The sequence below is a fragment of the Erwinia sp. PPS120 genome, assembly GCF_047918655.1.
GTDB lineage: Bacteria > Pseudomonadota > Gammaproteobacteria > Enterobacterales > Enterobacteriaceae > Erwinia > Erwinia tasmaniensis_A.
Genome location: NZ_JBLREF010000037.1, coordinates 18,499 through 32,263, shown reverse-complemented (window position 1 = coordinate 32,263; position 13,765 = coordinate 18,499). Strand labels below are relative to the sequence as shown.

Genomic DNA, 13,765 nt, shown 5'->3' with positions numbered 1-13,765 from the left:
AGGCGCGCATGTATCATCGCTTAGCACCGGTAGCGCAGTTGAATCCGCTGCTCCCAGGCTATCAGTTTAACGCCTGGCTGGTGGCAGGGCTGACGCCGGTCAACGCCGGCGACTCGCTGGATTTTTTTATCGACAGGCCCGGTGGTATGAAGGGCTACATTATTAACCTTACCGTCCGGGGGCGTGGACAGGTATTCAGCGGCGAACGGGCATTCGACTGTGAACCCGGGGATTTACTGCTGTTTAAGCCGCAAACCCAGCACTATTACGGGCGGTCACCGGAGAGCGACTGCTGGCACCACCGCTGGGTCTACTTTCGTCCGCGCGCCTACTGGAATGACTGGCTGGACTGGCAGGATGAGAAGCAGGGCGTGGGGCGACTCAGGCTGGATGAAACGCTGCGGACTGAGTTCGAGGAGCTGTTTGCCAGTATCGAACAGACCCATACGTCGGGGCAACGCTATGCGGAAGAGCTGGCCATGAATCTGCTTGAGCGACTGCTGCTGCGCGCGATTGAAGAGGATCCCCGCAGTCATCAACAGGTACGCGATCCGCGGGTTATTGAGGCCTGCCAGTTCGTTACCCGTAACCTGGCTGGCGAGCTAAAAATTGAGGAAGTGGCGAATCACGTCTGCCTTTCCCCTTCGCGACTGGCGCACCTGTTCCGCGATCAGATGGGCGTCAACCTGCTGCGCTGGCGGGAAGATCAGCGTGTGATCCGCGCCAGAATGCTGCTGCAAACGACGCAGGAGCCCATTGCGACGATTGGCCGGCTGGTGGGCTATGACGATCAGCTCTATTTTTCCCGCGTGTTCCGTAAGCGGGTCGGCGTCAGCCCCAGTAATTTCCGCCGGCGCTCTCTGGAAGCGAGCGATGACCTGGTGGCCCAGGAGACATGGTAACGGCGCAGGCTGACGCTTAAAACTTCATCAGCATTTCAGGTAAATCCCGCTTGTTCTTACCCCGTTGATCGACTTAAATCAACGGGGTATGAATAACGAGGAACCCTCAATGAACGATAAAATTCGCGTAGGGCTGGTCGGCTATGGTTTTGCCAGTAAGACTTTCCATGCCCCGCTAATCGCCGGGACACCCGGAATGGAACTGGCCGCTGTTTCCAGCAGCGATGCTGACAAAGTTCACGCCGACTGGCCATCAATAACGGCGGTTGACACGCCCCAGGCGCTATTCGACGATCCCTCTTTGCAGCTCATTGTTATCCCCACCCCCAATGAAACCCATTTCCCGCTGGCCAAAGCCGCGCTGAATGCGGGTAAGCATGTGGTGGTTGATAAACCTTTCACCGTGACGTTGTCACAGGCGCATGAGCTTGATGCGCTGGCAAAAGCGAAAGGTTTACTGCTTTCAGTATTTCACAACCGCCGCTGGGACAGTGATTTCCTGACGTTGAAAACGCTGCTGGCGGAGGGTGCGCTGGGCGAGGTGCGTTATTTCGAATCGCATTTTGACCGGTTCCGTCCGGAGGTACGCAACCGCTGGCGTGAGCAAAAGGGTGCGGGCAGCGGTATTTGGTACGATCTGGGACCGCACCTTATCGATCAGGCGTTACAGCTCTTTGGTTCGCCGGTGGCGATTAACGTTGATATGGCGGAACTGCGGCCTGGCGCGCAGACGACTGATTATTTCCATGCGGTACTGACCTACCCACAGCGGCGCGTGGTGCTGCATGCCAGCATGCTGGTCGCTGCGGAATCCGCACGTTATCAGGTGCACGGGACGGGCGGGAGTTTTGTGAAGTTTGGCCTCGATCCTCAGGAGGAGAACCTTAAAAAAGGTGTACGTCTGCCGGTAGAGGGCTGGGGTGAGGACAGTCGTGATGGCGTGTTGACGCGGGTCGAGGGCGACAGGCTGGTGGAGACGCCGCTGCCGACCCTGCCGGGGAATTATCCGGCGTACTATGCGGGGGTCCGTGATGCGATTAAGGGTGAGGGGGCGAATCCGGTGACGGCGGAGGAAGCCATTCAGGTTATGGAGCTGATCGAGCGGGGTTTGCAGTCCGCCGAGAAGCGTCAGACGATGTCGCTTAAGTAGGCCCATTCGGGCGGTGTGGGCATCCCGCCGCAGGCACGTCCGTGTGGGCTCGCGCATCCCTGCGCTCGACGGTCCGCTAAGCCAACGGTCCCCGCCTGGCCTCGGGCGACGTAGTCGCTGTTAAAAATCTCTCCATGTCCAGCCTGGCATCTGGGATGTTTGCTGTCATTGCGGTGATACGGTGCAAAACCCTGCGGGGGCCGTTGTCACGCGGACACGCCGCAGGCACATCCGTGTGGGCTCGGCTCGCGCATCCCTGCGCTCGACGGTCCGCTAAGTCAACGGTCCCCGCCTGGCCTCGGGCTACGTCGTCGCTGTTAAAAACCTCTTCATGTCCGGCCCCGGCTTACAAAATTTTCGACAGATAAGGCTGTCATGATCGGATCAGGTTTTGACCTTTGCCACTGCCAGAGAACCCGCAGACCACGCCGCAGCCAGAAAGCGGTGTTGCGGAGCAGATAAGCCGGGTCTCTGCCGCAGGGATGCGGCAGTGAAGCCCCCAGGGATGGGTTTACGGCGTCCCGGCGTTCTGACCCGCAACATAGCCGTGTCGCCGGAGCGGGTTTTGACCTTCCTGCAAACAACATAGCTGTGTCACTGGGCGGGTTTTGACCTGGCTGGCATCTGTAACGTTTATTATCGTTGCGATAATAAGGTGCAAAGCCCTGTGGGGATCGTTGTCACGCGGACACGCCGCAGGCACATCCGTGTGGGCTCGGCTCGCGCATCCCTGCGCTCGACGGTCCGCTAAGTCAACGGTCCCCGCCTGGCCTCGGGCTACGTCGTCGCTGTTAAAAACCTCTTCATGTCCGGCCCCGGCTTACGAAATTTTCGACAGATAAGGCTGTCATGATCGGATCAGGTTTTGACCTTTGCCACTGCCAGAGAACCCGCAGACCACGCCGCAGCCAGAAAGCGGTGTTGCGGAGCAGATAAGCCGGGTCTCTGCCGCAGGGATGCGGCAGTGAAGCCCCCAGGGATGGGTTTACGGCGTCCCGGCGTTCTGACCCGCAACATAGCCCTGTCGCCGGGCCGGTTTTGACCTTCCTGCAAACAACATAGCCCCGTCACCGGAGCGGGTGTTGACCTACAACCCGCGCACGGATGGCCGCTTTCTCCGCTTCGCTCAGAAAAGCAATCTTCAGGCCGTTCTCCTGCGCGGTGCGGATCTGAGCGCGACTCAAACCGGCCGCTGGCGCAGCAACCTCGTACTCGTAGGCCAGCTCAATACCCTGCACGGCGGGATCGTCCGTATTAATGGTTGCCAAAATACCATGATCGAGAAACGCGGCCAGCGGATGGTGGGCCAGGGTGGAAACGGTACTGGTCTGAATATTCGAGGTCAGACAGGACTCAATGCCAATCTGATGCGCCGCCAGAAAATCCATCAGTGCGGGATCTTCTACCGCTTTAACACCGTGCCCAATGCGCTCCGCGCCCAGCTCGCGAATGGCCTGCCAGATACTCTCGGGTCCGGCCGCTTCGCCTGCATGAACGGTAATGCGCAGACCGGCGTCGCGTGCGCGGTTAAAGTGGCTCAAAAACTGGCTGCCGGGGAAGCCCAGCTCATCACCCGCCAGGTCAAGTGCGGTAATGCCATCGCGACAGGCCAGCAAACCGTCCAGCTCGCTCAGACACGCCTCCTCGCCGAAAGTACGGCTCATAATGCCAATCAGTCGCACCTGAATATCATGCCGCTGACAGCCGCTGCGGACACCGTCAATAACCGCTTCCACCACGCCTGCAATCGGCAGATTATGGGTCATCGCCATATAGCCCGGTGAAAAACGCAGCTCGGCATAGTGGATACCCGCCTTCGCCGCATCTTCAACGTTCTCCTGCGCCACGCGACGGCAGGCCTCCAGCGAACCCAGAACTTTCACGCCCCAGTCCAGCTTTTGTAAAAAGCTCACCAAATCCGGCTCGGTCTGCGTTACCTGCACGTGTGGACGCAGCGTCTCCAGGGTAGAGGCGGGGAGGGTAAGGTTAAACTCGCGGCCTAGATCCAGAATAGTTTGTGCACGAATATTGCCATCAAGGTGGCGGTGAATATCAGTAAGGGGGAGCTGGGAATCGATCATCTGGGTGCACTCAGTTAAGTCATATAAAGTGCATAACAGTATAAAAACAATTTGCGCAACTTCGCCAGTGAATTGCGCAAACTGCTCCACGGATGATGGTTATTTGTGCGGCGCGGCTCTGCAGCGCGTGATCCCCGCGATTAACCGGTCGAGGCCGTCATCCAGCTTACGCCGTGGACAGCCTGCATTCAGGCGTAAAAATCCCGTTCCTTCGACGCCATAGGTTGAGCCTGGCATCATCGCCACCTGTTGATGATCGATCAACTCCTGCTGAAGCTGCCGCTCGTCCAGCCCCAACGGATTGAGATCGATCCACGCAAGATAGGTTGCCTGAGGCGGTGTCCAGTTAAGCGCGGGAAACGCCTGGTTAAGCCGAGCCGCAATATGACGAAGATTGGCAGCCAGATAGCACCGTAGCGCATCCAGCCACGGACCGCCCTCACGGTAGGCCGCAATATGCGCGGCTACCGCCAGCACAGCTGGGGAGGAAAGTCCGTCGGCGTTTTTTAAGGCCTGAAACCAGGCCGCGCGGTCCTGCTTATCACTGATAAGACCCCAGGCCCCGGTTAGCGCCGGGATGTTAAAGCTTTTTGAAGCCGAGGTGAACAGTGCCCAGTGCTCGCCTGCCACCACGCTCCAGGGTAGGTGTACCGCCTCGCCCATCACCATATCCATATGGATCTCATCGCTTATCACGCGCACGCTGTGGCGCTGGCACAGGGCCGACATCTGCTCCAGCTCGGTGCGCGACCAGACTTTTCCGGTCGGATTGTGCGGACTGCACAACAGCAGGATCCGGCACTGCGGCTGCGCCAGCAGCGCTTCCAGCGCCGCCATATCACAGTGCCACTCTGCGCCCTGTTTTTGCAGCGGCATGGCCATCACCCGGCGTTGATTGCCCGCGATAGTTTTGTAAAACGCATCGTAGGCTGGCGTATGGATCACCACGCCTTCACCCGGCAATGACCAGCTGCGGATCATCTGAGCAATCATATAAATAACCGACGGACCATAGACAATCTGCTCGCGGTCAATGCTTAGGCCGAAGCGTTGCTGATACCAGTGCTCAATCGCGGAAAGAAAGTCGTTGTGCTGCCAGCGGCTATAGCCCAGCACGCCGTGCGCCACGCGCTGTTGCAGCGCGGCAATAATGCATGGCGCGGTGGGGAAATCCATATCCGAAATCGTGAAGGGCAGCAGATCGTCGCGACCAAAACGATCTGCCACAAAGTCCCACTGGGTGCACCAGCTGCCATGTCGGTCCGTGACCCGATCAAAATCAAACATAACGTCCCCGGTTAAATACGGCGGTAAGGCCACCGGTTGCAATTCAGGCTGATGCGGACTGCATCATACTGGCCATTTCATCCTTCACCGACTGAACCTGCGGGCCAATCACCACCTGCAAACTATGCTGATTCAGATGTACCACACCGATCACCCGATTAGCCTTTAGCGCGGCGTCATCGACCTGGCTCATATCCTTAACCGACAGACGCAGGCGGGTCAGGCAGTTGTCCAGCGAGGTTATATTCTCCCTGCCGCCCAGCGCCGACAGAATGGCTGGCGTGTCATAGCCGGATTTCCCCACCGTCGCAGCGGACGGGCCTTTATCGGTTCGCGGCGCCTCCCTGTCGCGTCCGGGCGTTTTAATATCAAAGCGACGGATGGCAAAGCGGAAAATCAGGTAGTAGGCCGCGAACCAGATCGCTGACACCACCGGCACAAGATACCATTTCGTTTGCAGGCCGTGCAGGATGCCAAACACCACGAAATCAATCACGTTGCCGTCGGTATTGCCGATGGTCACGCCCAGCACGGCCATCAGCGTAAAGCCCAGGCCGGTAAGCAGCGCATGGATCACATACAGGAAGGGGGCAACGAACAGAAACAGAAACTCAAGTGGTTCCGTGGTGCCGCCCACCACGCAGGCGACCACGCCGGAAATGAGCAGCCCCTTAATTTTATGGCGATTTTCCGGACGGGCGCAGTGATACATCGCCAGCGCTGCGCCGGGCAGACCGCCAAGGAAAGCGGGCATTTTACCCTGAGAAAGGAAGCGGGTTGCGCTCTCCGCAAAACCACCGCTGGTGGGGCAGGAAAGCTGCGCCTGAAATATGGTCAGGGCACCGCTGACGCTATGACCGCAGACCTCCAGCGTGCCGCCCGCGTCGGTAAAGCGGATTATCGCCACCAGAATATGCTGCAGTCCGAACGGCAGCAGCAGGCGCTCACCGGTCCCGAAGATCATGGGTCCAAAGTCCCCGGCACCGTTGATCACCCAGCCCAGACCGGCGATGGCGGCGGCAAAGCCTGGCCAAATCAGCGGGATCAGTAATCCTACCAGCCCCATCACCAGAGTAGTGATAATGGGCACAAAGCGGGTGCCGCCGAAGAATGCCAGGGCGTCAGGCAGGCGGATGGTATGAAAACGTTCATGCAGCCAGTAAACAATGATCCCGGCAAAGACCGCGCCGAGGATCCCGGTATCTATCGACTGGATGCCGATAATATTTTGAATGTTGTTGGCCTTTAACACCGCCGCGTCGGTGGTGGGCAGTATACCCCTGGCATGCAGCCAGAAATTAACGGCCAGATTCATTACCGCAAAGCCGACAAAGCCGGAAAATGCGGCCACGCCTTTATTCTCGCGCGCCATACCTAATGGAATTGCGATGGCGAACATCACCGGCAGATAGCTAAAGGCGAAAGAACCGGTGCTGCTCATCCACATAAAGATCAGCTGTAAAACCCGGTTGCCCAGAAAGGGCAGCAGCGTAATAACGTCGTGGCTGCTCAGGGAACTGCCGATGCCCATCATAATGCCGCAAAACGAGAGCAGCGCGACCGGCAGCATAAAGGTCTTACCAAGGCTTTGGAAAAACTCCCACAGGGTTATTTTTTGTTTACTGGCCGACATAGTGACTCCTGGCTGGAAAATATTCAGCGGCTGCTGAAAATGGCATGATAAAACGTTTTACCAACGTTGAATGCGGCAGTTATCACAGTATTTACCCATTCAAACGTTTTCTTCCCCGCCGGCAGGGTGTAACGTTTCACCTGGTGCGCCGGAGAGGGCGCGAGGGAATAACCGATCAAAACCAGCCAGCTATGTCACAAAAGAAAATAACCATTAATGATGTCGCCGATGAGGCTGGCGTCTCCGTCACCACGGTTTCGCTGGTACTTTCCGGCAAGGGGCGCATTTCAGCGGCCACTGCGGAACGCGTTAGCCAGGCGGTGAGGATGCTGGGGTTTATTCCTAATCGTTCAGCATCCATGCTGCGTGGTGGAACCAGCGGCGTGATTGGCGTGATCGTCCGGGATATCAGCCACCCTTTTTACGCGGAAATGATCGCCGGTCTGAGCGAGGTGCTGGAACAGCAGGGCAAGGTGCTGTTTCTGACGCAAAGCGGGCAGCGGGGAGAACATATCGATCGCTGTTTTGATACGCTGGTGGCGCAGGGGGCAGAGGGAATTGTACTGGGCGGCGGGGCAGAGAATGCCTCGCACCTGGTGATTAAAGCCCGCGAGCTGGAGATGGCAATGATTTGTGCTTCGAGGGCCAGCAGCCTGGATGAGCTGGACGCTATCCGACCCGATAACTTTCATGCGGCCCAAATGGCTACCGAATATCTGATCAGGCGAGGACACCACTGTATAGCCTGGATCGGCGGGGCGGGCTCCTCTCTGACGCGGGCGGAACGCATTGGCGGCTACTGCGCCTCGCTGTTGCAGTACGGGCTGCCATTTCGCAACGAGTGGATTATCGAGTCTGCGCCTGAGCAGCGGGATATGGCGACGCTGACGGAACGGCTGATGCATCAGCATCCTACGCTGACCGCGATTCTTTGCCACAATGCAACGGTGGCGCTGGGTTGCTACTTCGGTTTACAGCGCAGCGGCAGGACGCCGGGCAACGGGGCGGTGGACAGTTATTACGGCCAGCAGGTGGCGCTGGTGGGATTTGGCGATGTGCCCGCGGCTGAGATGACCGATCCGCCACTGACGTTCGTCACCAGTTCAGCGCGTGAAATAGGCCGGAGTGCGGCGCGGAAGCTAGTGCAAAGAATGGCCGATCCCGGCGGCCCGATACAAAATACCATCGTGCCGCCGGTATTGATTGAGCGCGGTTCAGCCTGAAACGCGCCCCTGATGCCTGACTACTGTTGCGGCACTTCCTGAGGTGCGACGGCGCCCCCAGCGCCCAGCATATAGCGGGCCAGGAACTGGTCGAGCGGCGTCTTGACGCCGTTCAGGGTAACCTGTCCGGTAGCATACTGCAGGCTGGTGACAATGTTATTGTCCTGCTGCGTGGTCAGCTTAAACATTTGCCCCATCGCCGCCAGCCCTTTGACCTGCTGATCGGCAAGCTTCGCTGCGTCATCCTGTTTATACCCTTCAGCCATGGCAACATGCGTCATCATTTCCGTGGCCATATCCATCGAAATAGAGAGCTTACCGTCCAGGGTTTTCAGCACGTTATCTACGGCCTGACCAATATCCTGCGGCTGGCTGCCGGTAGCCGGGTCTTTAAAGTGAACTGCAAGATTAAAGCTGCTCTCACCTTTGTCGTTTTTCCAGCTCAGCGGCGCGATATTGATGACCGGGTCACCTTTCAACAGCAGCGGCAGATTTTCACTGAGGATTTGGCTCATACGCTGCTGATAAACCGGAGGATTATTGCTGGCCGCCGGGTCGTTAAGCAGTGCCTGGACCTGCTTGTTGTAGTTCTCCGAGAAGGCTTTCATGGCGTTAGCATCAAACTGCGAAAGGTTAACCACCAGTTTGCCCTGACCAAAGTTCTGGTTTTGCAGCTTCAGGGCATTCAGAGAGTAATCAATGTTGCCGGAAATCAGGCTCTTTTCAGAATTGAAAGAGGATTTACCGTTCAGGCCTTCCGCGATAAAGGCTTCCTGACCGTTAACCGCGGCCGAGAGCTTTTGCAGATGAATGCTCTGGTCGCCAATGCGCATCCCTTCCGGGCTGAGGTGGCTGTCAGCATCTACTTTCAGGCCGTTTGCGGTAAAGAGGACCGGCATATTCAGCTGATTTTTCGTGGTTAATACCACGCTGTCCAGCTGACCGTTTACGCTGACTTTATCGCCTTTGTCATCTGCACTGACCCTGAAGTCGCCGCCGTTTGACGCGAAGCGCTCACTGGTCTGCGCATTGTTGTAGTCCAGCGGCAGCAGATGAATGGCCGAGACGGTCGCACCACCGTAGCCAACTCGGGTATCAGCCTGAACGATCGACTGCCCTTTGGTCATCTCAAACAGTTTTTTAACGGCGTCGGTATTTTCCAGCTGGGTATGGACGGAGGCCATGCTGGGAATAAGGTTAAATTTTTTCAGCTGAGCCAGCGGGAAGGGGCCGTGGTCGATCTTTTCATCAAAAACGATGCTCTGACCGGGTTTGATAATCGAGTTGTCTTCGGTCTGCGAACTGGATTGCAGTACCAGGCGCGTTTTGCTGCTGAACACGCCGCGCTGGAAATCCTGGTAGCTTAATTGCAGACGGCTCTCAGGAGAGAGCGTATTGAGCTGAGTGTTGGCATTTTGCACCAGCCGATCCATGTTTTTTTCCAGCTGCTTGCCGGTAAACCAGGCAGCGCCTGTCCAGATTACGCCGAGCGCAACTACCACGCCGACCGCTATCTTTGTCTTTTTCATCTGTAACTTCGTCCTTTCAGGTTACTGGCGCCGGCAAATCCGTTCAGCTGGCAAATGCCCGGCGAATAAAAAACGCCGCATGGGCGTTTTTTGCTTAATATCTGGATAACTATAGCAATTGCAGCGGTTAACGTCAGCCGCATTTGCCTCATTCGTTATAAACGCGTGCAACTACGCCGCTGCCCGCCAGACTGACGGGCGATTCGCCCGCCGGGATAAAGCAGGACTCGCCAGGCAGCAGCGAAAGCTGCTGTTGACCCGCCTGCACCCTTGCCTGCCCCTCAACACATAACAGGATCGCGGCGCTCTGTTGACTGACAGTAAGCGCAGAGGCATCAAGCTGATGCAGGGAGAAGGCAAAGTCCTCAACCGGTACCGGGAAATAGCGCGTGTGTCCGTCCGTCACCGGCTGCGTAAGCAGGCTGGCATAAGGTTTTGCTTCAAAGCGCAGGTTACTCGTCAGCTCCGGAATATCAATATACTTAGGCGTCAGGCCCGCCCTCAACACGTTATCTGAGTTAGCCATCACCTCAAGCGCCACGCCCTGAAGGTAGGCATGAGGGGTTTCAGCAAACAGAAACATCGCCTGGCCCGGCTGGAGTTCAATAACGTTTAGCAGCAGCGGGGAAAACAGACCGCTATCCTCCGGGTATTCAGCCGCAATAAGGTGAATGGTGTCCCAGGGCTCGCCGTGCTGGCCCTGACCTGCGGCTCGCAGTACGTCCAGCGCCAGGCGCTTCTCCTCGCCGCTCATCGACAGCAGGGCGGTAAACAGCGCCGACAGCCCGTTCATCGCCGGTGAGAGCAGGAAGTGGGCGATTGCGGGGTGCGCCCCGGAAACCGGTTGCAGCAGTGAGACAATCTCATGCAGTTCGCGAAAGCCGTTAATCGCCTTGAAGGGCGTCAGGGCGAAGACGAGTTCTGGCTTATGATTAGCATCCTTGTAGTTACGCTCGGCCGCTGCGAGATCGATACCGGCGGCGTTCTCCCTGGCGAAGCCGGCTTCTGCGGCGGCTTTGCTGGGATGTACCTGGATGGAGAGGGGCCTGTCGGCACAGAGCACTTTGAACAGAAAGGGCAGCTCGCCAAACTGTTTTGCTACCTTGTGGCCCAGAAGCCGCTCTTTATCGGCCTCGATGACCGTCCGCAGGGAGCAGGACTGGCCGTTACTCTCAATATGGGAGGGGCTTTTAGGATGGGCACCCATCCAGAGTTCAGCCATCGGTTCGCCCTGAGGATTGGCGATGCCGTAGAGCTCGGTTAACGCCGTGGGGCTGCCCCAGGCATAGTTTTGTACCGAGTTAATTAATTTATTCATCAATACTCATCCCTAATCTGGTTATCTCTGGGCGTATTAAAGCAGAAAACAGCTGAAATAAAACAAGGTTAAAGGCAAGAAACAGAATTTTGCTTTCAGCATCCGGTACGTACCGGGCAGCGATAAGGGGGCGCTGGTTTTCGGCACGCTTTACTCCCTGGCAGGTGCCGTTATTGCCCTGACGCTTTTCGCGGCGCTGGACGGGGTGATGTTAGTTCTGCCACAGGGAAATGACGGCAGCGGCAGATAATGTTAATTTATTGTATGTAACTTTGCCGCTCCGGTTGTTACCTGGAAGGCAAAGTAAAGTCGATAAATGACAGAGTGCTAAGGAGACAGTGATGGCCGCCACACGCATTGAAAAAGATTCAATGGGATCGATAGAGGTTCCGGCAGATAAACTCTGGGGTGCGCAGACGCAGCGCTCACTGGAACACTTCCGTATTTCAACCGAAAAAATGCCTGTTGAGCTGGTACATGCGCTGGCGCTGACCAAGCGCGCGGCCGCGCAGGTGAATAACGATTTGGGGCTGCTGCCCGCTGAGCGCGCCAATGCCATTATCAGCGCGGCTGATGAAGTGCTGGCAGGGAAACACAGCGAAGAATTCCCGCTGGCCATCTGGCAAACGGGTTCCGGTACCCAGACCAATATGAATATGAACGAAGTGCTGGCGAATCGTGCAAGTGAGCTGTTGAACGGTGAGCGGGGTATGTCCCGTCTGGTACACCCAAATGATGATGTCAACAAGAGCCAGAGCTCAAATGACGTCTTTCCCACCGCGATGCACGTTGCGGCAGTAGTGGCCGTGCGGGAAAAACTTATCCCTCAGCTTAAAACGCTCCAGGCGACGCTTGATAGTAAGGCCAAAGCCTTTAGCGACATCGTGAAAATAGGGCGTACGCACCTCCAGGACGCCACGCCCCTTACCCTGGGTCAGGAAATATCCGGCTGGGTCGCCATGCTGACTCACAACCTCAGGCATATCGAACAGAGCCTGCCTCACGTGGCGGAGCTGGCGCTGGGTGGTACAGCGGTAGGCACCGGACTGAATACCCATCCTGAATATGCCGTGCGGGTCGCGAAAGAGCTGGCAGAGCAGACCGGTTTACCCTTTGTGACTTCGCCAAACAAGTTTGAGGCGCTGGCGACCTGTGACGCTCTGGTGCACGCACACGGTTCGCTGAAAGGGCTGGCGGCCTCGCTGATGAAAATTGCTAACGATGTGCGCTGGTTATCCTCCGGGCCTCGCTGCGGTATCGGTGAGATAGCGATCCCTGAAAATGAGCCAGGCAGCTCGATTATGCCCGGTAAAGTTAACCCAACCCAGTGTGAGTCCATGACGATGCTCTGCTGTCAGGTGCTGGGCAATGACGTTGCCGTCAACATCGGCGGCGCGTCCGGTAACTTCGAGCTGAATGTATATCGCCCGATGATTATTCATAACTTCCTGCAATCGGCACGCCTGCTCGCTGATGGGATGGACAGCTTTAATCATCACTGTGCGGCTGGAATCGAACCTAACCACGATCGCATCAGCCAGCTGTTAAACGAATCGCTGATGCTGGTCACCGCGCTGAATACGCATATCGGTTACGATAAGGCAGCGGAAATCGCGAAAAAGGCGCATAAAGAGGGTTTAACCCTCAAGGCGTCGGCCCTGAAGCTGGGCTATCTGAGCGAAGAGCAGTTTGATGAGTGGGTCCGTCCCGAAGAGATGGTCGGCAGCATGAAGGCCTGATTATCCGCGAGTGGGCCATGCGGTTTTTGGCTCTCAAAACGCCTGATGCAGGCATCAGGCGTTTTATAGCAGCAAAGCCGAGCGGTCATGGCCCGCACGCGCTATTTATCCGCTACAGTTAACCTACCTGTTACCTTTAAGCTGCCTGAAACCATGACTTTTTCTTCGCCACTCTGGCTACGCGGCCGTCTTAGGCTTTTAATTTCCATTGCCGCCGGACTGATCTGTTTTTTTAATCTTCCTGCCCATCTGGGCATTTTACAGCGTCTGCTCATCGGCTGGAACGTGCTGGCCTGGCTGTATCTCTCCTTTCTGTGGTTTCGCATGCTGCGTACCGAGGCGAAGGATATTCCACATATTGCTAAAACGCAGGATGAGGGGGCGTCGCTAGTGCTTAGCATGGTCACGATCACCTGTCTGGTCAGCATAATGGCCATTCTGATGGAGCTGGCGTCGCTTAAGCATCTTGACGGTACAGCGCGTGTGCTACATCTGCTGCTGACTGCGGCAACGCTTATTGTCTCCTGGGCATTATTGCCGACCTCGTTCGCCATTCATTATGCCCATCACCATTATCTGCACCGCAGTGACAATGTGACACCCATGCTATTTCCCGAAAAGCCGGCAGAGCCAGGCTATTGGGATTTCCTCTATTTCTCATTTACCATTGCCGTGGCGTCACAAACAGCCGATGTTGGGACGGGCACAACTGACATGCGACAAATAGCCCTCCTGCAGTCGGTAATATCATTTGTGTTTAATCTTGCGATTCTGGGATTATCGATCAACGTTGGCGCAGGCCTGTTAAGTTAATAAACGCGAGCGTTACGCCGTGATTAAGCAGGGCAGGTTCCGGAAGACCGGCTTATGTCTGATTTTATCGCCGGGCTTTACCTCTCCTGG

Annotated in this window: 10 protein-coding genes; 5 read left to right on the top strand and 5 right to left on the bottom strand. The window is 56.8% G+C overall.

What is annotated here, in order from left to right:
• The first annotated feature begins 8 nt into the window (after positions 1-8).
• Positions 9-902 (top strand): arabinose operon transcriptional regulator AraC, encoded by an 894-nt coding sequence (gene araC / locus ACLRGG_RS17445; RefSeq protein WP_416250959.1) that lies wholly within the window; start codon positions 9-11, stop codon positions 900-902.
• A gap of 109 nt (positions 903-1,011) precedes the next feature.
• Positions 1,012-2,052, top strand: a complete 1,041-nt coding sequence (locus ACLRGG_RS17440) for an oxidoreductase (protein WP_416250958.1) — start codon at positions 1,012-1,014, stop codon at positions 2,050-2,052.
• Positions 2,053-3,119: 1,067 nt separating this feature from the next.
• Here the strand turns inward: ACLRGG_RS17440 and add are convergent.
• The 3 genes from add to malX form a co-directional block, all read right to left on the bottom strand.
• A complete protein-coding gene (add, locus tag ACLRGG_RS17435; protein WP_416250957.1) occupies positions 3,120-4,133 on the bottom strand; it encodes an adenosine deaminase in 1,014 nt (337 codons plus the stop codon).
• Positions 4,134-4,232: 99 nt separating this feature from the next.
• Entirely contained in the window at positions 4,233-5,420 is a 1,188-nt protein-coding gene (locus ACLRGG_RS17430) for a MalY/PatB family protein (protein WP_416250956.1), read from the bottom strand.
• A 43-nt stretch (positions 5,421-5,463) separates the two neighbouring features.
• Positions 5,464-7,053, bottom strand: coding sequence for a maltose/glucose-specific PTS transporter subunit IIBC (gene malX, locus ACLRGG_RS17425; RefSeq protein WP_416250955.1), 1,590 nt, complete (start codon positions 7,051-7,053; stop codon positions 5,464-5,466).
• A 191-nt stretch (positions 7,054-7,244) separates the two neighbouring features.
• On the opposite strand from malX, the gene malI reads away from it, so the two are divergent.
• Positions 7,245-8,276: a Mal regulon transcriptional regulator MalI gene (gene malI, locus ACLRGG_RS17420; protein WP_416250954.1), complete on the top strand. Its 1,032-nt coding sequence runs from the start codon at positions 7,245-7,247 to the stop codon at positions 8,274-8,276.
• Between the two features lie 20 nt (positions 8,277-8,296).
• On the opposite strand, the gene ACLRGG_RS17415 is transcribed toward malI, so the two are convergent.
• Both ACLRGG_RS17415 and manA read right to left on the bottom strand, forming a co-directional pair.
• On the bottom strand, positions 8,297-9,805 hold the full coding sequence (locus ACLRGG_RS17415; protein ID WP_416250953.1) for a YdgA family protein: 1,509 nt from the start codon (positions 9,803-9,805) through the stop codon (positions 8,297-8,299).
• A 148-nt stretch (positions 9,806-9,953) separates the two neighbouring features.
• Positions 9,954-11,123, bottom strand: coding sequence for a mannose-6-phosphate isomerase (gene manA / locus ACLRGG_RS17410; protein WP_416250952.1), 1,170 nt, complete (start codon positions 11,121-11,123; stop codon positions 9,954-9,956).
• Between the two features lie 341 nt (positions 11,124-11,464).
• On the opposite strand from manA, the gene fumC reads away from it, so the two are divergent.
• Together fumC and ACLRGG_RS17400 are read left to right on the top strand one after the other, a co-directional pair.
• Positions 11,465-12,862, top strand: coding sequence for a class II fumarate hydratase (gene fumC, locus ACLRGG_RS17405; protein ID WP_416250951.1), 1,398 nt, complete (start codon positions 11,465-11,467; stop codon positions 12,860-12,862).
• Positions 12,863-13,015: 153 nt separating this feature from the next.
• On the top strand, positions 13,016-13,675 hold the full coding sequence (locus ACLRGG_RS17400; protein ID WP_416250950.1) for a DUF1345 domain-containing protein: 660 nt from the start codon (positions 13,016-13,018) through the stop codon (positions 13,673-13,675).
• Positions 13,676-13,765 lie beyond the last annotated feature (90 nt).

What these genes read in the sequence shown, in the direction of transcription:
- araC (WP_416250959.1), top strand. Translation starts at nt 9, where the DNA reads ATGTATCATCGCTTAGCACCGGTAGCGCAGTTGAATCCGCTGCTCCCA.
- ACLRGG_RS17440 (WP_416250958.1), top strand. Translation starts at nt 1,012, where the DNA reads ATGAACGATAAAATTCGCGTAGGGCTGGTCGGCTATGGTTTTGCCAGT.
- add (WP_416250957.1), bottom strand. Translation starts at nt 4,133, where the DNA reads ATGATCGATTCCCAGCTCCCCCTTACTGATATTCACCGCCACCTTGAT.
- ACLRGG_RS17430 (WP_416250956.1), bottom strand. Translation starts at nt 5,420, where the DNA reads ATGTTTGATTTTGATCGGGTCACGGACCGACATGGCAGCTGGTGCACC.
- malX (WP_416250955.1), bottom strand. Translation starts at nt 7,053, where the DNA reads ATGTCGGCCAGTAAACAAAAAATAACCCTGTGGGAGTTTTTCCAAAGC.
- malI (WP_416250954.1), top strand. Translation starts at nt 7,245, where the DNA reads ATGTCACAAAAGAAAATAACCATTAATGATGTCGCCGATGAGGCTGGC.
- ACLRGG_RS17415 (WP_416250953.1), bottom strand. Translation starts at nt 9,805, where the DNA reads ATGAAAAAGACAAAGATAGCGGTCGGCGTGGTAGTTGCGCTCGGCGTA.
- manA (WP_416250952.1), bottom strand. Translation starts at nt 11,123, where the DNA reads ATGAATAAATTAATTAACTCGGTACAAAACTATGCCTGGGGCAGCCCC.
- fumC (WP_416250951.1), top strand. Translation starts at nt 11,465, where the DNA reads ATGGCCGCCACACGCATTGAAAAAGATTCAATGGGATCGATAGAGGTT.
- ACLRGG_RS17400 (WP_416250950.1), top strand. Translation starts at nt 13,016, where the DNA reads ATGACTTTTTCTTCGCCACTCTGGCTACGCGGCCGTCTTAGGCTTTTA.